The sequence below is a fragment of the Nocardia nova genome (assembly GCF_002933465.1).
Taxonomy (GTDB): Bacteria; Actinomycetota; Actinomycetes; order Mycobacteriales; family Mycobacteriaceae; genus Nocardia; species Nocardia nova_B.
The window spans coordinates 408532-430785 of record NZ_PSZE01000001.1; the positions used below are offsets into that span (position 1 = coordinate 408532).

19 protein-coding genes are annotated in these 22254 nt (G+C 68.7%); 7 read left to right on the top strand and 12 right to left on the bottom strand.

All coding sequences use genetic code 11. The annotated features are described in order from the left end of the window. The first annotated feature begins 44 nt into the window (after positions 1-44). Together kstD and C5E41_RS01760 are read left to right on the top strand one after the other, a co-directional pair. Positions 45-1748: a 3-oxosteroid 1-dehydrogenase gene (gene kstD, locus C5E41_RS01755; RefSeq protein ID WP_104374203.1), complete on the top strand. Its 1704-nt coding sequence runs from the start codon at positions 45-47 to the stop codon at positions 1746-1748. Between the two features lie 129 nt (positions 1749-1877). Further along, a complete protein-coding gene (locus tag C5E41_RS01760) occupies positions 1878-2741 on the top strand; it encodes a MaoC/PaaZ C-terminal domain-containing protein (RefSeq protein ID WP_104374047.1) in 864 nt (287 codons plus the stop codon). A gap of 271 nt (positions 2742-3012) precedes the next feature. Here C5E41_RS01760 and C5E41_RS01765 read toward each other — a convergent pair whose 3' ends face one another. From C5E41_RS01765 to C5E41_RS01820, 11 genes are all read right to left on the bottom strand, one after another. Continuing rightward, positions 3013-3462 carry a hypothetical protein gene (locus C5E41_RS01765; RefSeq protein ID WP_104374048.1) on the bottom strand — a complete coding sequence of 150 codons (450 nt, stop codon included), beginning with the start codon at positions 3460-3462 and terminating at the stop codon, positions 3013-3015. After that, entirely contained in the window at positions 3459-4733 is a 1275-nt protein-coding gene (locus C5E41_RS01770) for a DUF58 domain-containing protein (RefSeq protein ID WP_104374049.1), read from the bottom strand. Before C5E41_RS01770 ends, C5E41_RS01765 begins: the two co-directional genes overlap by 4 nt. Beyond that, positions 4730-5692, bottom strand: coding sequence for an AAA family ATPase (locus tag C5E41_RS01775; protein WP_104374050.1), 963 nt, complete (start codon positions 5690-5692; stop codon positions 4730-4732). The genes C5E41_RS01770 and C5E41_RS01775 overlap by 4 nt, the downstream gene beginning before the upstream one ends. 49 nt (positions 5693-5741) lie before the next feature. Continuing rightward, positions 5742-6236: a hypothetical protein gene (locus C5E41_RS01780; protein WP_104374204.1), complete on the bottom strand. Its 495-nt coding sequence runs from the start codon at positions 6234-6236 to the stop codon at positions 5742-5744. A 5-nt stretch (positions 6237-6241) separates the two neighbouring features. Next, entirely contained in the window at positions 6242-7180 is a 939-nt protein-coding gene (locus C5E41_RS01785) for a DUF4129 domain-containing protein (RefSeq protein ID WP_258080660.1), read from the bottom strand. A 474-nt stretch (positions 7181-7654) separates the two neighbouring features. Beyond that, positions 7655-8830: a lipid-transfer protein gene (locus C5E41_RS01795; RefSeq protein ID WP_104374051.1), complete on the bottom strand. Its 1176-nt coding sequence runs from the start codon at positions 8828-8830 to the stop codon at positions 7655-7657. Then, positions 8827-9246, bottom strand: coding sequence for a MaoC family dehydratase (locus C5E41_RS01800; protein WP_104374052.1), 420 nt, complete (start codon positions 9244-9246; stop codon positions 8827-8829). Before C5E41_RS01800 ends, C5E41_RS01795 begins: the two co-directional genes overlap by 4 nt. After that, entirely contained in the window at positions 9243-10202 is a 960-nt protein-coding gene (locus tag C5E41_RS01805) for a bifunctional MaoC family dehydratase N-terminal/OB-fold nucleic acid binding domain-containing protein (RefSeq protein ID WP_439956334.1), read from the bottom strand. The genes C5E41_RS01800 and C5E41_RS01805 overlap by 4 nt, the downstream gene beginning before the upstream one ends. Positions 10203-10212: 10 nt before the next feature. Beyond that, positions 10213-11382: an acyl-CoA dehydrogenase family protein gene (locus C5E41_RS01810; protein ID WP_104374053.1), complete on the bottom strand. Its 1170-nt coding sequence runs from the start codon at positions 11380-11382 to the stop codon at positions 10213-10215. Beyond that, on the bottom strand, positions 11367-12446 hold the full coding sequence (locus tag C5E41_RS01815; RefSeq protein WP_104374054.1) for an acyl-CoA dehydrogenase family protein: 1080 nt from the start codon (positions 12444-12446) through the stop codon (positions 11367-11369). The genes C5E41_RS01810 and C5E41_RS01815 overlap by 16 nt, the downstream gene beginning before the upstream one ends. Positions 12447-12499: 53 nt before the next feature. Beyond that, entirely contained in the window at positions 12500-14692 is a 2193-nt protein-coding gene (locus tag C5E41_RS01820) for an acyl-CoA dehydrogenase (protein WP_104374055.1), read from the bottom strand. Positions 14693-14842: 150 nt separating this feature from the next. On the opposite strand from C5E41_RS01820, the gene kstR reads away from it, so the two are divergent. From kstR to C5E41_RS01845, 5 genes are all read left to right on the top strand, one after another. Beyond that, a complete protein-coding gene (kstR, locus tag C5E41_RS01825) occupies positions 14843-15499 on the top strand; it encodes a cholesterol catabolism transcriptional regulator KstR (protein ID WP_104374056.1) in 657 nt (218 codons plus the stop codon). Between the two features lie 168 nt (positions 15500-15667). Then, entirely contained in the window at positions 15668-18241 is a 2574-nt protein-coding gene (gene otsB, locus C5E41_RS01830; protein WP_104374057.1) for a trehalose-phosphatase, read from the top strand. Positions 18242-18377: 136 nt separating this feature from the next. Then, a complete protein-coding gene (locus C5E41_RS01835) occupies positions 18378-19307 on the top strand; it encodes a metal ABC transporter solute-binding protein, Zn/Mn family (RefSeq protein WP_104374058.1) in 930 nt (309 codons plus the stop codon). A 43-nt stretch (positions 19308-19350) separates the two neighbouring features. Next, on the top strand, positions 19351-20223 hold the full coding sequence (locus C5E41_RS01840) for a metal ABC transporter ATP-binding protein (protein ID WP_104374207.1): 873 nt from the start codon (positions 19351-19353) through the stop codon (positions 20221-20223). Next, complete coding sequence (locus C5E41_RS01845; protein WP_104374059.1) at positions 20220-21209, top strand: metal ABC transporter permease; 990 nt, start codon at positions 20220-20222, stop codon at positions 21207-21209. The genes C5E41_RS01840 and C5E41_RS01845 overlap by 4 nt, the downstream gene beginning before the upstream one ends. 94 nt (positions 21210-21303) lie before the next feature. On the opposite strand, the gene C5E41_RS01850 is transcribed toward C5E41_RS01845, so the two are convergent. Then, complete coding sequence (locus tag C5E41_RS01850; protein WP_439956529.1) at positions 21304-22224, bottom strand: A/G-specific adenine glycosylase; 921 nt, start codon at positions 22222-22224, stop codon at positions 21304-21306. Positions 22225-22254: the final 30 nt, after the last annotated feature.

The window sequence follows — 22254 nt, forward strand, 5'->3', positions numbered from 1 at the left end:
ACCAATATAGACCGAACCTGGTCCGATTCTATAACGTGTTCTACATGACTGATCGGGAATACGACGTCGTGGTGGTCGGCAGCGGCGCCGCCGGGATGACCGCCGCCCTCGCCGCCGCGCACCACGGCCTGCGTGCGGTGCTCATCGAGAAGGCCGCACACTACGGCGGTTCGACCGCGCGTAGTGGTGGCGGTGTGTGGATCCCGGGCAACAAGGCGCTCAGGGCGTCCGGCCGGCCCGATGACCGGGAGGAGGCCCGCCGCTACCTGCACAGCATCATCGGTGACGTGGTGCCGAAGGAGAAGATCGACACCTACATCGATCGCGGCGCGGAGGCCTTCGACTTCGTTCTCGACCACAGCCCGCTCGAGATGACCTGGGTCCCCGGCTACTCCGACTACCACCCCGAGGCCCCGGGTGGCCTGGGCTCGGGCCGCTCCTGCGAGCCGAAGCCGTTCGACCTGAAGGTGCTCGGCGCAGAGGCGGCCACCCTGGAACCGCCGTATGCGAAGGCCCCGCTGAACGTCGTGGTCATGCAGACCGACTTCGTGCGGTTGAACCTGATCCGGCGCCACCCGAAGGGCATGATGCGGGCCATGCGCGTCGGCGCCCGCACCTACCTGGCGAAATTCACCGGCAAGCACATCGTCGGCATGGGCCAGGCGATCATCGCCGCTATGCGCAAGGGCCTCATGGACGCGAATGTCCCGGTGCTGCTCGACACTCCGCTGACCAAGCTGATCACCGACGGCGACCGGGTCGTCGGCGTCGAGGCGACCGTCGACGGCGAGCCGACGATCTTCACGGCCCGCTACGGTGTGGTGCTGGGCACCGGCGGCTTCGAGCACAACGCCGAGATGCGCGAGCGGTACCAGCGCAAGCCCATCACCACCGAGTGGACCACCGGCGCGGCGGCCAACACCGGTGACGGCATCCGGGCCGGTATGGAGGTCGGCGGCGACGTCGGGTTCATGGCGGACGCGTGGTGGGGGCCGACCATCTTCAAGGGCGGCAAGCCGTGGTTCGCGCTGGCCGAGCGCAATCTGCCCGGCGCGATCATGGTGAACGCCGACGGAAAGCGATTCGGTAATGAGTCCGCTCCTTACGTCGAGGCCGTGCACACCATGTACGGCGGTAAATGGGGTCAGGGTGACGGTCCGGGCGAGAACATCCCGGCCTGGCTGGTGTTCGACCAGCGCTACCGCAACCGCTACATCTTCGCCGGGCTGCAGCCGGGCCAGCGCTTTCCGTCCCGCTGGATGGAAAACGACAACATCGTCACGGCCGACACCCTCGAGGAGCTGGCCCAGCGTCTCGGCGTGCCTTCCGACAATCTCGCCGCCACCGTCGCCCGGTTCAACGCCTTCGCGGAAAAGGGCGTGGACGAGGACTTCGGCCGCGGCAGGAGTCACTACGACCGCTACTACGGCGACCCGACGGTGAAGCCGAACCCGTGCCTGGCGGCCCTCGTGCAGGGCCCGTTCTACGCCGCCAAGATCGTGCCCGGTGACCTGGGCACCAAGGGCGGCCTGGTCACCGACACCGCGGCGCGGGTGCTGCGGGCGGACGGCAGCGTGATCGAGGGCCTCTACGCCGCCGGCAACTCCTCGACCCCGGTCATGGGCCACACCTACGCCGGTCCCGGCGCGACCATCGGGCCCGCGCTGACCTTCGGTTATCTGGCGGTCATGGATATCGTCGAGAAGGCGCGCGAGGAGAAGGCCCCCACCGGCGCGGCGAGCACGTAGAACCGAACCGTTCAGTGGGACAGCCCCTACCGTGCGCCCGGCCGGACCGAGACGAATGGAGCCGGGCGCACCGAGGACGCCCTCGGTCGCCGCGGGTGCGATCGCGACGTGGCGGAATAAGGAAACATCATGCCGATTGACTTGAAAACCGCTCTGGGAGCGAAACTTCCGGCTCAGGAGTTCTCCTGGACGCCGTCGGATGTGCAGCTGTACCATCTCGGCCTGAGCGCCGGTACCCGCTGGACCGATCCAGGTGAACTGCGATACCTGGACGATCGGGAGCCGCAGGTGCTGCCGACCTTCGCGACCGTCGCACCGACGATGCGGGTCACCGAACCACCGAAGGTGAGCTATCCCGGTGTGGAGATCGACCTGGCCAAGGTCGTGCACGGCAGCCAGGAAATCGTTGTGCACCGGCCGATTCCGGCCGAGGGCAAGGCGAGCAGCACCGGGCGGATCACCGAGGTATGGGACAAGGGTTCGGCCGCGGTGATCGCGCACGAGACCGTGATCACCGGATCCGACGGGCAGCCGCTGTGGACGGCACGTTCCTCGATCTTCGCCAGGGGCGAGGGCGGTTTCGGTGGCGAGCGCGGCCCGAGCACCAAGGCCGAACTGCCCGATCGGGCCCCGGATTTCGAGGTCCTCACCCCGACGCTCCCGCAGCAGGCGCTGCTGTACCGCATGTGCGGTGACCGCAACCCGCTGCATTCGGATCCCGAATTCGCCCGCGCCGCGGGCTTTCCCAACCCGATCCTGCACGGCCTGTGCACCTACGGCCTGGTGTGCAAGACCGCGACCGACACCGTGCTGGACTCGGACGCGGGCCGGGTCACCGGTTTCCGGGCGCGTTTCGCGGGAGTGCTGTACCCGGGTGAGACGATCCGGTCGCGGATCTGGTGCGAGGGTGACGAACTCGTCATCGGCGCCACCGTGGCCGAACGCGAGGACGCCTCGGTGCTGAGCGATGTGCGGTTGAGTTTTACCGCCTGATCCGGGCTGCCCGCCACCGAACGAGAAACCGCCCGACGGGCAGGTGCCGGTCGGGCGGTTTCGTCTATCCCGGTTCGCTGATGTTCCGGGCGGTGCCTGTCGGCGTCAGTCCGGGAAGCCGGTGGCGAACAGGCCGGCGATCGCGACGGAACAGATGACGGCGATGATCGGGATAATCCACATGCCATCAGACTACAAGGTGTAGTAGGAAACCACGACATCGCGTAGTAGGGCAAACACCCTGGTTGTGGGGTATATCACGCGCGACCGACTACGTCGGTTCCGCCGTATCCGAGGCGTCCTCGCGCACGATCAGGCCCTGCACGATCGCCGCGTACAACACGATGACCAGCACCGGGGCCAGGAGCGGCAGCCAGGCCAGTCGACCTGGAATCAGCGTCGCCAGCACCGCCGCCGCCGCGAATCCGAGCGCCCCGATCACCGACGGCAATGTGGTGGGAACCACACCGGCGGGCGCATGCAGCGTGGCGGTGTTGAGCAGATAGGTCGTCGCCACCAGACCGGTGCCGGCGGCCGCCAGCGCACCGCTGTCGGCCCACGCCAAGGCGCCGAGGGCGATCAGCACCGCCACCACCGCGACTACGCGGAACCGCCAGCCGACGACCACGGCGACGAATACCGGAATCGCGGCCCAGGGCAGCACGATGCCCACCGCGGTGGTCAGCAGCAGTCCGGACAGCACGGCCAGAAATCTCGTCATCGTCGCACCCGCGCCATTCGCCGATGTTCGGGCAGCAGGCGCATCGCCTGGTCGAGGCGAGCACCGTCGGGCCAGGGCACGATATCCACACCGACTGTGCCCATGTCGCGGTACATCGCGGTGCGCTCCAACTGCCACATCCTGGCCAGCGTCGGATCCAGGCCGTCCTTGAACGGCGTACCGCGCAGCACGTCGACGACCACCACGGGATGTCCGCGTTTGCGCAGATCGATCAGGGCCAAGGCGAATTCGGTGTCGAGCAGGGTCGAGAACGCGACCACGATCGCTCCGATCGGCACGGCCGAATGCGGCGCCAGCGTGCCCACATTGGGAATGTGCTCGTCGCCCACGCCGAGCACTGTGTCGACGATGCGATAGAACTGGCGGCGCCCGATATCGGGTCGCAGCCAGCGTGGCGCTCGGCCCAGGCACACCACGGCGGTGCGGTCGCCCGCCTGCAGTGCGGTCTGCGCGACCTGCGCCGCGCCACGCACCGTCAGCTCCATCGAATCCGAGGCCGGGCCCGGCGCCTGCAACGAGGTATCCACCAGCACAACGACATCCGCGGCGCGATTGGTGAGCCGCTGGGTGACGTACAATCGGCCGCGACGCGCGCTCACCGGCCAGTTGACGATGCGCAATTCGTCACCGGGAGCGTAAGCGCGAATATCGGCGTATTCCACGCCCGGACCGTGCCGGCGGGTCAGATGGGTACCAATCCGTTCCGGAAGTTCGGTGCGCGGCAGGCGCATTCGCTGTGGGTCCGCGATCGGATACACGTAGACCTCGCCGGCCGCGACACTCGCCGCGGCCTGGGCCAGACCGGCCGGGCTCAATGCCGTCAGCCGCACCGTCACCGGATAGCGGCCCCAGCGCTGCGTGGACAGCGCCAACCGCAGGCCCGCCGGAGCCGGTCCGGAATCGGACGACTCCTCCACGCGCACCTCGAGTCCGTTCGCCTCCTCGGGGCGGCAGCGCAGCAGCGCATGTCCCTGTTCGACGAAGGCGGCGACGGCGAGTTCGACCTCCTCGGATTCGAAGCAGCGCAGCACTCCCCCGCCGTCGACCTGAATCCTGGTGCGCGACAACTGAATCGGCGCGGTCGCCAATACACCCAGCATCGGCGCCGCGAAAACCGCCAGCTGCCATCGCTCCAGCATGATCGCCGGCACCAGCGCGACCGCGGCGGCGACCGCCAGCATGTACACCAGTGGTGCGGGCCGCCAGCGCAGATCGACCTCGCTCGCCGAGGTGGTGTCGCGATGTCTCATGTCACCGTCGCGCGCGGTACGGGCAGGCGGCGCAGCAATTCGGAGATGACGTCCTCACCGCGGATCCGGCGCACCCACATCTCCGGGCGCAGTGTGATCCGGTGCGCCATCGCCGGAACCGCGAGCGCCTTCACATCCTCGGGAATCACGTAGTCGCGACCCAGCAGCAGCGCTCGGGCCCGCGCCATCTGCACCAAGTCCAGTTCGGCGCGGGGGCTCGCGCCGACCTCGACCTGCGGATGACCGCGGGTGGCGGCGGCCAGGGCGACCACATACGTCACCACATCGGGGTGGACGGTGACGAATTCGACCGCCTGGCGCATCTCGACCAGACCGTGCGCGTCCACCACCTGCCCCACCTGCGGGGTGACCGCGCCGCGTTCGAGCCGGCGGCGGATCATCTGGGTCTCGTCCTTCTCCGACAGATATCCCAGCCGTAACTGCATGGCGAATCGGTCCAGCTGGGCTTCCGGTAACGGATACGTGCCCTCGTACTCGATCGGATTGTCGGTGGCCAGCACGATGAAAGGCTGTGGCAGCGGGAAGGTTTCGCCGTCGATGCTGACCTGCCCCTCGGCCATCGCCTCGAGCAGCGCGGCCTGTGTCTTGGGCGGCGTGCGGTTGATCTCGTCGGCGAGCAGCATATTCGTGAATACGGGCCCGCGCCGGAAATTGAATCGGCCCGAGGCCATGTCGTAGATCGTCGAGCCGATCAGATCCGCGGGCAGCAGGTCCGGGGTGAACTGCACGCGCGTGAAGTCCAAACCCAGTGCGGCCGCGAAGGATCGGGCGATGAGCGTCTTGCCCAGGCCCGGTAGATCCTCGATCAGGATGTGGCCGCCCGACAGCACCGCGACCATGATCAGCTGCAGCTCATCGCGCTTGCCGACCACGACGCGGGCGATCTCCCGCAGCACCGCATCGGTGCGTTCGATGGTCACATCCAAAGGTGTCGTCATATCCGATCTCGCACTAGTTCCAACCCATTTCACATGTTCCGCAAGTGGCTCACATGCTCTGCAAGCGACGTAGAATCTCGTCCAGCGCGGCCCGGCCCGGCGCGCGCGAGGTCTGATCACGCGGCGACGAATTGGCCGGATCCACCCAGCGCCACAGTTCCGGACCGAACCGCAGCCGTCCGGCGGCCTCGGTGGCCTTGCGGTTCTTCGCGATCCGATGCCCGCTGGACAGTTCGAACTCCTTGGCCAGCAGCGGGCGCAGATAGCGATCCCAATCGGCCCGCGTGCCGTCGGCACGGGTCGCGAGCATCTGCGCACGCGCGTGCCAGCGGGTCAGCATTTCGGCCGGGCCGTTCTCGAAGTCGTGGTCGTCGAGGTCCGCGCGATCTTGCGCACGCGAACGCTCGACCAGTGACCACAGCAGTAGCGCCAGGGCGCCGAGCACCGGCACCCCGGCCAGGATCGGCAACATCTCGCGCTGGTTGCTCAGGCCGACCAGCTCGATCAGCGCGATCATGACCACCGCGCCGACCACGATCGTCATGCGGGTCACAGCCGCGCCCCCTGCAGATCCGCCAGCACGATGCGCAGCAGTTGTTCGGCGCGCATGCGCTGCCATTCCAGAATCGAATGCGGACTGAACCGGGCCTCCTCGAACAGCGTCACGAGTTCGCGGGCCGAGGCGTCGTGCAGGACACCGCGATCGAAGGCGCGGGCCAGCACCTCCGAGGGGGTATCGGAAATCAGTGGCGCCACCTCACGGGCCTGCGCCAGACCGCTTTCCATCGCGACGTAGCAGGCGATGATCGCGGCGCGCGCGTCCTTACCCGACGCCATCATCGCGGCCAGGCCCATCTCGGCGACTTGCGCCAGCGAAACCTGCGCCTCGGCGGCTACGGGTGGGGGCAACACCGCCGGCACGCCCCGGCGATCCCGGGCGCCGAAGGCGACGACGCCGAGACCGAGGATCGCGACCGCCACCAGCACCGCGGCGCATGCGCCCACGAACAGCAGGGCGTGACCGCTCAACTCCGGGGTGCCGGAGAACGGCTGGGTGGTCGGCGGCGCGGTGGTTTCGGGCCGCTGTGCGGTGGGGGGCGGATTCGATCGCGGCGCGGTGGCTTCCTCGCGCCCGCCGGCGAGCAAATACACCGCCCAGACGGTCACGGTGAGCACGGCCGCGATCGCGGTGCCGATGAGGACCACCATCCCGAACCGGCTCAACCGGAACGGCTGCCGCTTGCGATCACGGTCGACCTCGGCCATCGCCAGCGGCAGGTGGTGCTGGCTGGTCAGTACCCCGGCCAGCAGGATCACCACCGACACCAGCGACAGCACCGGCATGAGCGCCACCGTCACCGCCGAGGGCGGGGACGGTGCATGCGGACCGCCGGTGCCCGGCAGGTATCCGCGCAGCGCGAAGACGACGCACGCCATCAATGCGATCAGCCCGATCGCACGTGGTATCGCCGTTCTCACCCCGGCCACGGGCCTCTCCCAGAAAACATCCGAACTGCACAAACAGGCACATCGTTACATGCCGAACGGTCCGTGAGGAGGGAAATCGTGACACCGGACGGTGACCGATCCGGTCCACGCCCCTAGCCGCCAGTTGACAGCCGAGGAAACTGTGACCGGGCACAGCATTCGGGGCCTGTGGTGGCATGGGCGTCCACATGCAACCGCGTCACGTCGCTGCGGATTCACCACGGCTCGGTCGGTGGGTGTCTTGGTCTTCGACCGATTCGCCGGTGCGCGAACGGCATCGGCCGCCGGAACTCGGGAGAGCGCCGAACAGTTGGCCCGGCCGTTACGTGCACAACTGCGCGCCGCGATCGAATAGGGGACGGCACGCCCCCTCGGCGCTGCCGACCCCGATACCAGCAGCGGGCGCGGGGCGAATAACCACGAAGAGCCCCGCCGAGGTTTGCCCGAGCAGTTCGTGCCCGACCGCTGCCTGGGTCAGGCCGCGGTCAGCACCAACCCGGAGGTCGGCACGCCGGTGCCGGCGGTGACGACGATGTTCTCCAGACCCTCGACCTGATTCACCGAGGTGCCACGAATCTGGCGCACTCCCTCGGCTATGCCGTTCATGCCGTGGATGTAGGCCTCGCCCAGCTGGCCGCCGTGAGTGTTGAGCGGGAGCCGGCCGCCGATTTCGATCGCGCCGCCGGCCACGAAATCCTTCGCCTCGCCGCGACCGCAGAACCCCAGCTCCTCGAGCTGCATCAGCACGAACGGGGTGAAGTGGTCGTAGAGAATGGCGGCCTGCATATCGTCGGGACGCAATTCGCTCTGCGCCCACAGTTGGTCGCCCACCAGTCCCATTTCCGGCAGGCCGGTCAGAGCATCGCGGTAGTAGCTGGTCATCACGTACTGGTCCGCACCGGAACCCTGGGCCGCACCGGCGATCAGCGCGGGCCTGTTCGGCAGGTCCCGGGCGCGCTCGGCACTGGTGACCACGATGGCCACACCGCCGTCGGTCTCCTGACAGCAATCCAGCAGATGCAACGGTTCGGCGATCCAGCGCGAGGCCTGGTGGTCGTCCAGCGTGATCGGCTTGCCGTAGAAATGGGCCGCCGGATTCACCGCCGCGTGCTTGCGGTCGGCGACCGCCACCCGGCCGAAATCCGCACTGCTCGCGCCGTATACGTGCATATAGCGCCGGGCCACCATGGCGACCTGCGCGGCCGGAGTACCCAGGCCGTGCGGGTAGGAGAACGCGTTGTCCACACCCGACGAGCTGGGATTGCCGGTCGCCAAATGAGTCGCGAACTGCCCGAACCGATTTCCGGACCGCTCGTTGAACGCGCGGTAGGCCACCACGACATCCGCGACTCCCGTGGCGACCGCCATGGCGGCCTGCTGCACGGTCGCCGCCGCCGCGCCGCCGCCGAACGGGATGTTGCTGAAGAACTTCAGGCTCGGGATACCCGTGGCCCGCGCGACGGCGGCCTGGGTGTTGGTATCCATGGTGAAGGTCGTCAAACCGTCCACATCGGCGGGCGTCAGCCCGGCGTCGGCGAGCGCGGCGGTGACGGCCTCGGCCGCCAGGCGCAGCTCGCTGCGCCCGGAGTCCTTGGAAAAATCGGTGGCGCCGATGCCGACGATGGCGGCGCGGCGGCTCAGACCCGTCACTGGCGTGCCTCCTGCAGGGAGATAACGGCTTTCGCCGTGATGTGGTCGCCGAGGCTGTCCTTGCCGACCACGTCGATGGTGATGTCCGCGCCGTCCACGGCCGCCACGGTTCCGCTGAGCGTCAGGGTGTCGCCCGCGTACAACGGCACCCCCAGGCGCAGGGCGATGGATTTCACCACGGCCCCCGGCCCCGCCCAATCGGTGACGAAGCGCTGCACCAGACCGGTATCGGTCAGGATGTTGACGAAGATGTCCTTGGACCCGCGCTGGACCGCCTTGTCGCGGTCGTGGTGCACATCCTGGAAATCGCGGGTGGCGAGAGCGGTCGAGATCACGAACGTCGGGTCGGCGTGAATCACCAACTCGGGCAAGGGTGTTCCGACCTGTACGGCGGCCGGCTGAATCGTGGAGGTCATCGCACGGCCTTCCAGTAGGGCACGGTGTTGTCGTCGTCGAGCTGCTGGAAGCCCACTTCGACGGGCAGGCCCACCTCGACCTGGGCGGGGTCGACGCCGCGCAGCTCACCGAGCATGCGCACGCCCTCCTCGAGTTCGACCAGGGCGACGACATACGGCACCTGACGGCCGGGCACCTTCGGCGCGTGGTGCACCACGAAGCTGAATACGGTGCCTCGTCCGGAAGCCACCACATAGTCGGACTGCTCCGTGTGGTCCTTCCACAGCGCCGGAACCGGCGGATGCCGCAGCGACCCGTCCGGCCGCCGCTGAATCCGCAGCTCGCCGAGTTTCGTTCCGGCCCAGAAGAATTCGGTGTCCTTCGACACCGTGGGCCGGACGCGTTTCGCCAGATCCTCCGCCGACACCTCCCCGGGTTCGGCGGCGGGCGTGGCGGTGCCGGGTGCGAACTTGAGCATCCGGAACACCATCTCGGTGACGGGTTCGTCGTCGACGTACCAGGTCAACAGGTAGGTCGCGAACCAGCCCTCCCCGAGGCCGGTCCGCTTGGGCCCCACCAGTTCTCGCAGCCTGGTCCGCGCCACCGGACGCTCGCCGGGTCGCAGGTAGCGGTGGTAGGTCTGCTCGCAGTTGGTCGCCACCACCGAGGTGTAACCGGCGGCGTCGAGCAGATCGTTGACCGCGTTCATCGGATCGTCGGCGGGCCGCGAGCCGTGCAGGCCGGGCATGGTCCACACCTGCGCCATGGCCGGCGGTGCGACGATGCCGGGATGTCCGGCGGCACGGGCGGCCTCGTCGTCGACGTAGATCGGGTTGGCGTCGCCCAGCGCCTCGACCCAGTTGTTGATCATCGGCTGGTTCACCGGGTCGCGACCGAGGCGCGGGGCGGACTCGCCCAACTGCTGGATCTTTTCGCCGGCGGCGAGGATCTCTTCCGCCGTCATGGTTTCCGGCATGCGAAAACTCCTATCTCGGTACGCGGGGCAGGCGCAGGCCCATCTGCGCGATCAATTCGCGCATGACCTCGTTGACGCCGCCACCGAAGGTCACGACCAGGTTCTGCTTGGTGCGTTTGTCCAGCCAGGTCAGCAGTTCCGCGGTGGCCGGATCGGCCGGATCGCCGAAGCGCCCCACGATCTCCTCCGCCAGCCGGCCCGCCTCCTGCAGTGCTTCGGTCGAGAACACCTTGGTCGCCGAGGCGTCGGCGATCACATCGCGCTGATCGGCGTCGGGGCGCTCCATATTCGAGGCCACCTGCCAGTTCAGCAGCTCGTTGACCCGCACCATGGCATGCAGGCGCCCCAGTGCGCGCCGCACTTCGGCCTCCTCCAGCACGCCGTGGCGCCGCGACCAGTCCCGCACCCGCTCGTAGAGCTGCTCGATCTTGCCGGACGGGCCCAGGCTGACCCGCTCGTGATTGAGCTGGGTGGTGATGAGCTTCCAGCCGCCGTTCTCCTCCCCGACCAGCATCTGCGCCGGAACGCGGACATTGTCGAAGTAGGTGGCGTTGGTGTGATGCGCGCCGTCGGCGGTGATGATCGGCGTCCACGAGTAGCCGGGGTCGGCGGTGTCCATGATCAGGATCGAGATACCCCTGTGCCGGGACTCGACCGAACCCGTGCGCACCGCGAGCCAGATGAAATCCGCCTCGTGCGCGCCGGTGGTGAACACCTTCTGCCCGTTGACGATCCAATCGCCGTTGGCGTCGCGCACCGCCGAGGTCCGCAGTGCGGCCAGGTCGGTACCGGCGTCCGGCTCGGAATATCCGATGGCGAAATGGATGTCGCCGGTGAGGATTCCGGGCAGGAACTGGCGCTTCTGCTCGTCGGTGCCGAACGACTGCAGCGCCGGGCCGACGGTCAGCAGCGTCACCAGCGGCACCGGCACGTCGGCACGGACCGCCTCGTTGTAGAAGATCTGCTGTTCCAGCGGGCCGAAGCCCTGGCCGCCGTACTCCTTCGGCCAGCCTACGCCCAGCCAGCCGTCGCGGCCCATCCGTTTGACCACCGCGCGGTAGGCGTCGCCGTGGCGGTTGACCGCCATCGCGGCCTCCTCCTCGGGAGTGACGAGATCGGCGAAGTAGGCACGCAATTCGTCGCGCAGCTTGTGCTGTTCAGCGGTCAGATCGATGTACATCTGGCTCCCAACCGGTCCAGCCGGAACGACGCACCGCCGAGCCAGCGGGCGATGTCCTTGGCTTGTGAGTAGTAGCGGTGCAGCGGGTGAGTCACATCGACGCCGATGCCGCCGTGCAGGTGATGGCACCGCTGCATGGCGGCCGGCAGCTCGGAGGCCACACAGAACGCCAGCACGTCGAGATCGTCGTCGACTCTTTCCAGGTGCTTGTCACCGCTGTAGTTCTCGCCGCCGAAGGTTTGCGCCAGCGACCAGTTCGCGGATGTCGCGGCCACCTGGAGGGTGCGCGAGACCACGTAGATGTCGGCGATTTCCTGTGCGACGGCCTGGAATTCGGCCAGCGGGCGGCCGAACTGCTGCCGGGTGCGCAGATGTTCCGAGGTCAGCGCCAGCACACCTTTGAGCAGACCGTCGGCCACGGCGCCCAGAGTGGCCAGCGCGATGCGATGCAGATCCTCGAGCGGGATGTCCAGCAGCTGCGCGGGCGCAATCACCGTGCCGTCGAAGTGCACCGAAAACTCCGGCGCACCGGTGGAACTCGGGCTCTCGGTGCGGGTGATGCGCTCGGCGCCGCCGTCGACGACCGCGATACCGCGATCGGTCGGCACCAGAATCCACTGCGCCTGTTCGGCGTACGGCACCGCGACCTTGCGGCCGGTGATCCGCACGGAATCACCGTCGGCCACCGCCGTCGTCCGCGGCTCGGCGACGAACGGGGCGCCCGGTTCGTGCAGTGCCGCGGTCAGGATCGCTCCCCGGGCGACGGCCGGAAAGATCTTGGCCGCCAAGTCGTCTCCGATGTGGCCGACCAGCGGCAATACGCCGAACCCGAGGGTCGACAGCGCCGGCACCGCCACCGCGTCGGTCGCGAGTTCGGTCAGCAGGGTCGAGACCTCGAGCAGTCCCATCCCGTCGCCGCCGTGCTGTTCCGGCAGCGGCAGCGCCAGCAGTCCGCTGCCGACCAGCGCCGGCCACAACGCGAGATCACGCGCGCTGTCGTGTTCGAGCAGGCTCACGACGACTTCAGCGACCGCGTCCTGACTCTCGTCTCTGGTGAAGTCCAATTCTTTTGCTCCCTGTCGGATGTGGGCTGCTCTGTGGCCCCGGCCCTGCGGTATCAGCCCTTCGATTCGCGCGGCAGCCCGAGAATCCGCTCACCGGCGACGGTCAGCAGGATCTGTTCGGTCCCGCCGGCGATCGACAGACAGCGAGTGAGCAGGAATTCCTTCACCACGTGGGTATCCAGCGCACCGGCCGTGCCGGACAGTTCGACCGCGAATTCGGCCACCGCCTGCCGGTGCCGGACGCCGACCAGTTTGCGGACGCTGCTCTCCGCCGCAGGATCCCCGCCGGACAGCAATTTCGCCGCCGCACGCGCCTCCAGCAACGTGCCGGCCACCGAATCGGCGATCAGGGCGCCGAGGCGATCGGCGACCACCTCCGCACCCGGGCCTGCGGTGGGAGCTGCGGCGATCAGGGCCTCGAGCTCCTCGCCGATTCCCTTGCCGCCCATGGCCACTCGCTCCGCCGAGAGCGTGGAACGGGCGATCCGCCAGCCGTTGCCGAGCTCTCCCACCAGGCAGTCGTCGGGGACGAACACGTCGTCGAGGAAGACCTCGTTGAAGCGCGCCTCCCCGGTGATCTCGACCAGCGGCCGGATCTCGAGCCCCGGACTCTTCATGTCGACCAGGAAATAGCTGATGCCCTTGTGCTTCGGTGCGGCGGAATCGGTGCGCGCCAGGCAAATTCCCCACGTGGCACGGTCGGCGAGCGAGGTCCAGACCTTCTGGCCGCGCAGCTTCCAGCCGCCCTCGATCCGCTCGGCGACGGTGCGCAGCGCCGCGAGATCGGAGCCGGCGCCCGGCTCCGAGAACAGCTGGCACCAGATGACGTCACCGGTCAGCGTGGGCAGCGCGTAGCGCTCGATCTGCTCGGGCGTACCCCACTGCAGCAGGGTCGGAATCGCCCAGTTGGCGATCGCCAGATCCGGCAGCTCGATTCCGGCCTTGCGGATCTGATCCTCGATGAGACCGCGCTGAATCGGGTCGGCGTCGCGACCGTAGGGAGCCGGCCAGTGGCAGGCCAGGAGTCCGGCCTCGGCCAACGCGGTGCGCTGCCCACCGGCAGGCAGCGCGGCGATACGGGCCAGGTCGGCGGCCAGCACGGTCCCGTCGGCGGGTTCCAGACCCGCTGCCTCCCACGCCGATCCGCCTTCGGCGTCACCGAGGTCGACCGACACGTTGCGCCGCACTCCGGCATGCGTCAGTTTCGCCACCTCCGCCCGCCACTGTGCCGAACCGCCCAGCAACGCCCGCAGCGCGGTCGCGCGCCGCAGGTACAGGTGCGCGTCGTGCTCCCAGGTAAAGCCGATACCGCCCAGCACCTGGATGCAGTCCTTGGCGTTCTCCACGGCGGCATCCAGCGCGATCGCCATCGCGACGGCGGCGGCCAGTCGCAGTTCGCGACCACCCGAATCGCCCGCATCAGCCGCTGCCGCGGCGGTCGCCAGATCAGCCGCTGCCGCGGCGTCCGCCGCCACGGCGCGGGTCTGTTCGGTGCGGCACAGCATCCAGGCGCAGATGTGTTTGATCGCCTGGAATTCGCCGATCTTGCGGCCGAACTGCTCCCGGACCTTGGCGTAGTCGACCGCCGTCTCCAGACACCAGCCCGCGATCCCCGCGGCCTCGGCCGCGATCAGCGCGGCCACGAGATCGCTCACCCCATAGCGCGGTTCGAAGATGTGGCCGGCGGGCACCGCAACACCCGCGCAAGCCACGCGGGCCAGCGGAGTGCTGGGGTCCAGGGGCTCGAGCACTTCGACCGTCACGCCCGGCGTGCCCGCCGGCAGCAGGCACCACAGCTCGCGGTCGCCGGAGCGTACCGGCAGCAACAGCGCGGTCTGCTCGTCGGCGCCGAGCACGGTCTCCCAGGTGCCGGTCACTTCCAGGGCGTCGGTCGCGTTGTGCGACAGCACAACCGGCTCGCTCAGGGCGATACCGCAGGGCGTATCCTCGTCGAGGGTGTCGCCGGCAACGAGGCCGGCCAGCGCGGTAGCCGTCACCGGTCCGCCCACGAGATCATGCGCCGCCTGCTCGATCAGCACGGCCAGATCGCTCACGCAGCCGCCAGCGCCGCCGGCCTCCTCGGGAACCGCGACGCGGAAGACGCCGAGGCCCACCAGGCCTGGCCAGAATTCACGCCAGTACCCGGGCGCTCCACTGCGCATTGTTGCAATCGGGTGCACCGCTGCGGCCCATCCGCGCATCGACTCCTGGACGGCTTTATGCTCGTCAGTGGTGGCGATGGTCACACTCCATACCGCCTTTCCGGCGTGACTCCCACACCTAGAACATGTTCTAATGTGACGGTCGGGCGTAAGTCAAGGGGCGTCCGTCGCCGCCGCTGAACTACGCTCGTCGACCATCGGAACCGACGTGCGTGCAGGAAAGGACTTTCACGAATGGCCAGTCCCTCCCGAGAGCAGGCAGCCGACTCGGGTGCGCGCAACGGTGCCCGCAACCGCGCGACGGTCAGCACCCTCAGCGAGGACGAGCTGAGCTCGGCGGCCCAGCGCGAACGACGCAAGCGGATCCTCGACGCCACCCTCGCGCTCGCCTCCAAGGGCGGTTACGACGCGGTGCAGATGCGCGCGGTCGCCGAACGCGCCGATGTCGCGGTCGGCACGCTGTATCGGTACTTCCCCTCGAAGGTGCATCTGCTGGTCTCGGCCCTGGCGCGGGAATTCGAGCAGTTCGACAGCAAACGCAAGCCGCTGGCCGGGCAGACCCCGCAGGAGCGCATGCACGTGTTGCTGACCCAGGTCACCCGCGCCATGCAGCGCGATCCGCTGCTCACCGAGGCCATGACGCGAGCGTTCATGTTCGCCGACGCCTCCGCGGCCGCCGAGGTCGACCGGGTCGGCAAGGTGATGGACCGCTTTTTCGCGCGTGCCGTCAACGAGAGCGAACCCACCGAGCGCGATCTGGCCATCGCCCGCGTGATCAGCGACGTGTGGTTGTCGAATCTGGTGGCGTGGCTTACCCGGCGCGCCTCGGCGACCGATGTGGCTGAGCGCCTCGACCTGACCGTCGACCTGTTGCTGGGCGAAAAGTCCTGAGCGCGCGGCAGGGAGCGGATTGCCGGACAATGTAGGTCCGGACGTTCGAAACCTGCCTGGCGAGCTCGTGTAAACAGCACGCATCACTGCGCCAACACGCGAGCAAACCCGACCCAGTAAAGTTTCTCGCGCCCGTGAAAAATCTCCTCCGATCACTAGGTTGGATGCGTGAGCGCACAGGATCTGCCACACGAACTTCGCCGTGCCTTGTCGGCCGTAGCCCGCGTGCCGCGGCTACTGGTCGCTTCGGACTACGACGGGACAATCGCGCCCATAGTCTCCGATCCGGCAAAGGCCTATCCCCATCGGGAATCGGTCAGCGCATTGCGTGCGCTCGCCGGCCTGACGACCACTACCGCGGCCGTCATCTCCGGCCGCGCGCTGCGAGATCTCGCGGCGCTTTCCCGGCTTCCCGTCGAGGTGCAGTTGATCGGAAGCCACGGCTCGGAATTCGATGTCGGCTTCGTGCACGCCATCGACAACGACGCCAAACAGTTGCTGACCGAGGTGCGCCATGCCCTGGCCGCCATCGCCGACGACAACCCCGGCGTGACCGTCGAAGCCAAGCCCGCCAGCATCGCGCTGCATGTGCGCAACGCCACCCCCGAGGTGGGCCGGCGCGCGTTGCAGCAGGCCCGGCAGGGCCCGGCGAGCTGGGTCGGCATCCAGGTCACCGAGGGCAAGGCGGTCATCGAACTGGCCGTCATCCAGACCGACAAGGGCGCGGCGCTCGACATCATCCGCCATCAGGAGGGCGCCTCGGCCGCGGTCTTCTTCGGTGACGACGTCACCGACGAGAAGGCCTTCGCCCGGCTGTCGGGTCCGGATATCGGCATCAAGGTGGGCGACGGCGAAAGCCTCGCCGAGTACCGGGTGCCCAGTACCGAGGAGGTCGCCAAGGCCTTGGCGTTCCTGCTCGAGGAGCGCCGCACCTGGCTGGCGGGTGCGTCGGCGCCGCGCATCGAGCGGCTGACCATGCTGGCCTCGCCACGCTCCAAGGCGCTGCTCACCCCTGATGGGACCGTCAGCTGGTTCTGCCATCCCGAACCGGATTCGGCGGCGGTCTTCGCCCATCTGCTGGGTGGCCCGGCGGCCGGGCATTTCACCATCGCCCCCGAGCGCCAGAGCCTGCCGCTGTCCCAGCGCTACGTCGACGGCACCATGACCGTGGAAACCCGTTGGTCCAGTCTGAAGATCGTCGACTACCTGCCGCACGACGTCGCGCTGGAACGCACCGATCTGACCCGCGTGATCACCGGTGACGCGCGTGCGGTGGTCACGTTCGCGCCTCGCCCGGAGTTCGGGCAGGTACCGGTGACGCTGGTCCGCGAACCCGCCGGCCTGCGCGTGCACGGCACCAACGATCCGATCGTGCTGCGCTCCCCCGGCGTGCAGTGGGAGATCTTCGAAGAGGGCATCCACCACGTCGCCCGCGCGGTGGTCGACCCCTCGCAGGGCCCGATCGTGCTCGAAATGCGCTGCGGCACCGCCGATCTCGCCCCGGCGATGGTCAGCGAGGCCGACCGGCGCAACGAAGCCGAGCGGTATTGGCGCGACTGGGCCGCCGATCTGAACCTGCCGCCGCTGAAGCCCGATCTGATGAAGCGTTCGGCGCTCACCCTGCGCGGGCTGGTGCACGCACCGTCGGGGTCGATTCTGGCCGCGGCCACCACCTCGCTGCCCGAGGACATCGGCGGCGTCCGCAACTGGGACTACCGCTACTGCTGGCTGCGCGACGCCTCGCTCACCGCGCACGCCCTGGTCACCCTGGGCTCGCTGGCGGAGGCCGAGGATTTCCTGGCCTGGACGCACCGCGTGCTCGAGACCCTGGCCGGCCCGGAACGCCTGCACCCGCTGTACACGCTCTACGGCGAGACGCTGCCCCCGGAGGCCGTGCTGGACCAGCTGCCCGGCTATGCGGGCTCGCGGCCGGTGCGCGTGGGCAACGCGGCGAATATGCAGGTCCAACTGGATGTGTTCGGCCCGATCGTGGATCTGATCGCGGCGCTGGCCGAGGCGCGTGAGGGCAAGGGCATTCTCGATCCGGCCAAGGCACTGCCCGACCGCGACTGGGAACTGGTCGAGGCCATGGTCCAGGCCGTTCAGCGACGCTGGCGCGAACCGGACCACGGCATCTGGGAGATCCGTGGCAACCCGCGTCACCACGTGTATTCGAAGGTGATGGGCTGGCTGACGGTCGACCGGGCGCTGAAGCTGGCCGAGCGGTTCGACCGTGCCATCGACCCGGTGTGGGTCGAACTGCGCGAGACCATCGCCGACGAGGTCAAGGCCAAGGGCTGGAACGAGCAGGTGCAGTCCTACACGGCGGCCTACGACGGCACCGATCTGGACGCCGCGACCCTGCACATCGGTCTCAGCGGTCTGATCGAGCCCTCGGATCCGCGCTTCGCGGCCACGGTCGTCGCCACCGAGGCCGAATTGCGCAGCGGATCGACGGTGTACCGCTATCACCACGATGATGGCCTGCCCGGCGGCGAGGGTGGCTTCCACCTGTGTGCCGCCTGGCTGGTGGAGGCGTATCTGCTGATCGGCAAGCGCGAGGACGCCGAGGCGTTGTTCGCGCAGCTGGTGGATGTCGCCGGCCCGACCGGACTGCTCAGCGAGGAGTACGACCCGGTCGCCGAACGCTCCCTGGGCAACCACCCGCAGGCCTACAGCCATCTGGGTCTGCTGCGCTGCGCCCAGCTGCTGAGCCAGCCGGTAGCGGCCATGGTGCAGTAGCCACCGGTCGCCGGATTTCCGTTCCAGGGCCCGCGGTCGCTCGGATCGAGCGGTCGCGGGCCTTGTTCGTGGTGCGGTTCACATCCCGGTCGGTCCGATCGATGGGGTCCGAGCCCGCCACATACGCTACATTTAAATGGAAATCGTTTCCGTTAAGAGCTCGTGTGCAGGAGTCCCCCGCGTGATCAGAAGTTTCGCCGCTCGAATCGCTGTCGTCACGCTGGGGATCACCACCGCGGTCACACTGGCCGCCTGCTCGGGCTCGTCCTCGGATTCCGGGAAGCCGAAAATCGTCGCCTCCACCGATGTCTGGGGCAGCGTCGCGGCGGCGGTCGGGGGTCCCGACGTCGAGGTGAAGTCGATCATCGACAGCCCGGCCGTGGACCCGCATTCCTACGAAACCAGCCCGACCGACGCCGCCGCGATCCGCGATGCCGCGCTGGTGCTCTACAACGGCGGCCACTACGACGAGTTCGCCGAGAAGGCGGCCGCGGGGCGCGGCAAGCCCAGCATCGCCGCCTTCGACCTGCGCTCGACGCCGAACGACGAGAACGAGCACGTCTGGTACGACATGAAGACCGTCGACGCCGTGGCCGCGCGGATCGCCGACGAACTCGGCCGCATCGACCCCGAGCACAAGCAGGCCTTCACCGATCGCGCCGCCGGATTCCGCGCCCAGCTGGCGAACATCTCCGCGATCACCGCGAAAGCCGCCGCCGCCCACCCGAAGACGCCCGTGCTGCAGACCGAACCGCTAGCGCACTATCTGCTGCTGGCCGCCGACACCGACGACCGCACCCCGCACGCCTTCGAGGAGGCGATCGAACAGGGCACCGATCCGTCGCCGGCGGATCTGGCGACCGTGCGAGACCTGGTGACCGGCAAGCACGTTCGTGCACTGGTCTACAACATCCAGACCGAGGACAAGACCACGAAGGATGTCGCCACGACGGCGAAATCCGCGGGTGTGCCGATCGTCGAGGTCACCGAGACCCTGCCGGCGAACACCGATTTCGTGAAGTGGCAGACCGACAACGCGACGGCGCTGGCCGCCGCGCTCGGCTGAGGAGGCAGTGGTGGCGGGACGCACCCGAACCGAAGCGCCGGAATTGCCCGACAGCGGAGCCGACACTCCGAGGGTTCCCGCGACCACATCAGCGGCGGGCACGGCGACACCCGCCGTATCCCTGCGCGGCGCGAGCCTGGCGTTCGGACCGCGCACGCTCTGGCGGGGCCTCGATCTCGACGTCGCGCCCGGCGAATTCGTCGCGGTGCTGGGACCCAACGGATCCGGTAAGACCTCGCTGCTGCGGATGCTGCTGGGGCAGCTCGCGCCGAGCGCGGGGACGGTCGAGGTGAGCGGGGCGCCCGCGCGGCTGGGTAATCCGCGGATCGGCTATGTGCCACAACAGAAGACGATCGATGCCGGTGTGCAACTGCGCGGGACCGATCTGGTCGGACTGGGCGTGGACGGGCATCGCTGGGGCCTGGGCTGGCGCGGGCGGGGCGAGCGCCGGCGCCGGGTCACCGACGCGATCGCACAGGTCGGTGCGGAGCATTTCGCGAACGCACCGCTGGAATCGCTGTCGGGCGGGGAACAGCAGCGGCTGCGGGTGGCGCAGGCGCTCGCCGGTGATCCGCGCGTGCTGCTGTGCGACGAACCGCTACTGAGCCTGGATCTGGCCAATCAGCGGCTGGTGTCCGAACTCATCGATCGCCGCCGCCGTACCCACGACACCGCGGTCCTGTTTGTGACACACGAGATCAATCCGATTCTGCCGCTGGTGGACCGGGTGCTGTATCTCGTGGAGGGCAGATTCCGGATCGGCGCACCCGACGAGGTGATGACCTCGAAGGTGCTCTCGGAGCTCTACGGCACCGAGGTCGACGTGCTGCGCGTCCGCGGCCGGCTGGTGGTCGTCGGCACCGGTGACGAGATCGATGCACTGGGCACCCACCACACGGAGGGAGCCGGCGAATGAACGAGAAACTCTCCGACGTCCTCACCAAGATGCTGGATCTGCACACCACCGCCGACCTGCTGTCCTACGACTTCGTGCAGCAGGCGGTGCTCGCGGCCGCCCTGCTGGGACTGCTCGCCGGGGTGATCGGCCCGCTCATCGTGAACCGGCAGATGTCGTTCGCCGTGCACGGCACCAGCGAACTCTCGCTGACCGGTGCGGCGGCGGCGCTGCTGATCGGTATCGGCGTGGGAGCCGGAGCGATCGCCGGTTCGGTGATCGCGGCCGTCATGTTCGGACTGCTGGGTTCCAAGGCGCGCGAACGTGATTCGGTGATCGCGGTGGTGATGTCGTTCGGGCTCGGCCTGTCGGTGCTGTTCCTCTGGCTGGGGCCGAGTCGCGCCGGATCGAAGTTCTCCCTGCTCACCGGACAGGTGGTCAGCGTCGGCGGCACCGGTCTCACCTCGCTCGCGCTCTGCACGGTCGGCGTGCTGGCGGTGCTCGCGTTCATCTATCGCCCGTTGCTGTTCGCCAGCACCGACCCGGAAGTCGCGGTGGCGCGCGGAGTTCCGGTGCGCGCGCTGTCGGTGGTGTTCGCGGTGCTGCTCGGTGTGACGGCCGCCTTCGGCGTGCAGATCGTCGGCGCGCTGCTGGTGCTGTCACTGCTGATCACCCCGGCCGCGGCCGCCGCCCAGCTCACCGCGAGCCCGCTGCGGGCGACGCTGCTGTCGGTACTGTTCGCGGAGATCGCCGCCGTGGGCGGGATTCTGTTGTCCCTGGCGCCCGGCGTCCCGGTCTCGACCTTCATCACGACCATTTCGTTCGTGATCTACCTGGCCTGCCGGTTCATCGGCCGCCCGATCCTGCGAGCCCGCCGTCGGACGGCACTGCGTACCCCGGCGACCGCCGCGACAGGGGTGCCGGATCCGGTTCGGCACATCGACGCCTCGAACGACCCGGATTCGCCACGGAACCGAGCGGAGGAACAGCTGCCGGTCCGCGGGTGAGGTCCACAGTCGTCGGGCGCCGGCCTCGGTCAATTCGGCCAGCAAGACTGACCGGCCCGGTGCTGGGAACGCTCGGGCCGATCCGCCCGCGAACTCAGTTCGCGCCGCTCTCGCCGGCCAGCGCGAACAGCCCGTCGGCGGTCTGCTCGATCAAACCGTCGACGAGCAGCGAATCCAGTGCCCGGTCGCGCTGGCCCGGATCGCGGGTCCAGGCCAGGTCGAGAGCCACGCGTTCGACCGGTCCGGTGGCCGCGCGCAGCACATCGAGGAGGCGGCCGCGTGCCTGCCTATCCGTGCCGTCGTATTTCTGGGTACGGCGCACCACATCGGATGCCGGACGACCGGATGTGACCCACGTGCAGCGCGGCAGCGGGCAGTGCTCGCAGTCGGGATTGCGAGCGGTGCAGACAGTGGCTCCCAATTCCATCAACGCCGCGGAGAAGACCGCCGCCCGGTCGATCCGCAGCGGCAGCAGAGCCTCGGTGTCGGCCAGATCGCGGGTGCGTGGATTACCGGCCTCGGCCCGGCCGTGCACCGCGCGGGCAACCACGCGGCGAACGTTGGTGTCCACCACCGGAACTCGCTGCCCATAGGCGAAACAGGCCACCGCCCGCGCGGTGTAGGCCCCGATGCCGGGCAGGGTGAGCAGCACCTCGACATCGTCGGGCACCACGTCGCCGTGTTCGGCGGCGAGCACCCGCGCGCATTCGTGCAATCGCAGTGCCCGGCGCGGATATCCGAGCTTGCCCCACGCGCGCAGCACCTCGCCGGGTGCGGCCTCGGCCATGGCCGAGGGCACCGGCCAGCGCCGCACCCACTCCCGCCAGATCGGCTCCACCCGGGCGACGGGAGTCTGCTGCAGCATGATCTCGCTCATCAGAATCTGCCAGGCGCTCACTCCGGGCCGCCGCCAGGGCAGGTCCCGGGCGGACTGCTCGTACCAGTCGATCAGAACGTCGCTGTCCACACCCGCGACCGGGTCGCGCGTGATCTCCCTCGCCGCCTTCGAGCTCACGCCATCACCGCCGTGCCCGCCCGGCGGTGA

What these genes read in the sequence shown, in the direction of transcription:
- C5E41_RS01780 (WP_104374204.1), bottom strand. Translation starts at nt 6,236, where the DNA reads ATGACGATCGTGGTCGGCGCGGTGGTCATGATCGCGCTGATCGAGCTG.
- C5E41_RS01845 (WP_104374059.1), top strand. Translation starts at nt 20,220, where the DNA reads ATGAACGAGAAACTCTCCGACGTCCTCACCAAGATGCTGGATCTGCAC.
- C5E41_RS01835 (WP_104374058.1), top strand. Translation starts at nt 18,378, where the DNA reads ATGGAAATCGTTTCCGTTAAGAGCTCGTGTGCAGGAGTCCCCCGCGTG.
- C5E41_RS01810 (WP_104374053.1), bottom strand. Translation starts at nt 11,382, where the DNA reads ATGTACATCGATCTGACCGCTGAACAGCACAAGCTGCGCGACGAATTG.
- C5E41_RS01805 (WP_439956334.1), bottom strand. Translation starts at nt 10,202, where the DNA reads ATGCCGGAAACCATGACGGCGGAAGAGATCCTCGCCGCCGGCGAAAAG.
- C5E41_RS01760 (WP_104374047.1), top strand. Translation starts at nt 1,878, where the DNA reads ATGCCGATTGACTTGAAAACCGCTCTGGGAGCGAAACTTCCGGCTCAG.
- C5E41_RS01775 (WP_104374050.1), bottom strand. Translation starts at nt 5,692, where the DNA reads ATGACGACACCTTTGGATGTGACCATCGAACGCACCGATGCGGTGCTG.
- C5E41_RS01765 (WP_104374048.1), bottom strand. Translation starts at nt 3,462, where the DNA reads ATGACGAGATTTCTGGCCGTGCTGTCCGGACTGCTGCTGACCACCGCG.
- C5E41_RS01770 (WP_104374049.1), bottom strand. Translation starts at nt 4,733, where the DNA reads ATGAGACATCGCGACACCACCTCGGCGAGCGAGGTCGATCTGCGCTGG.
- kstD (WP_104374203.1), top strand. Translation starts at nt 45, where the DNA reads ATGACTGATCGGGAATACGACGTCGTGGTGGTCGGCAGCGGCGCCGCC.
- C5E41_RS01800 (WP_104374052.1), bottom strand. Translation starts at nt 9,246, where the DNA reads ATGACCTCCACGATTCAGCCGGCCGCCGTACAGGTCGGAACACCCTTG.
- kstR (WP_104374056.1), top strand. Translation starts at nt 14,843, where the DNA reads ATGGCCAGTCCCTCCCGAGAGCAGGCAGCCGACTCGGGTGCGCGCAAC.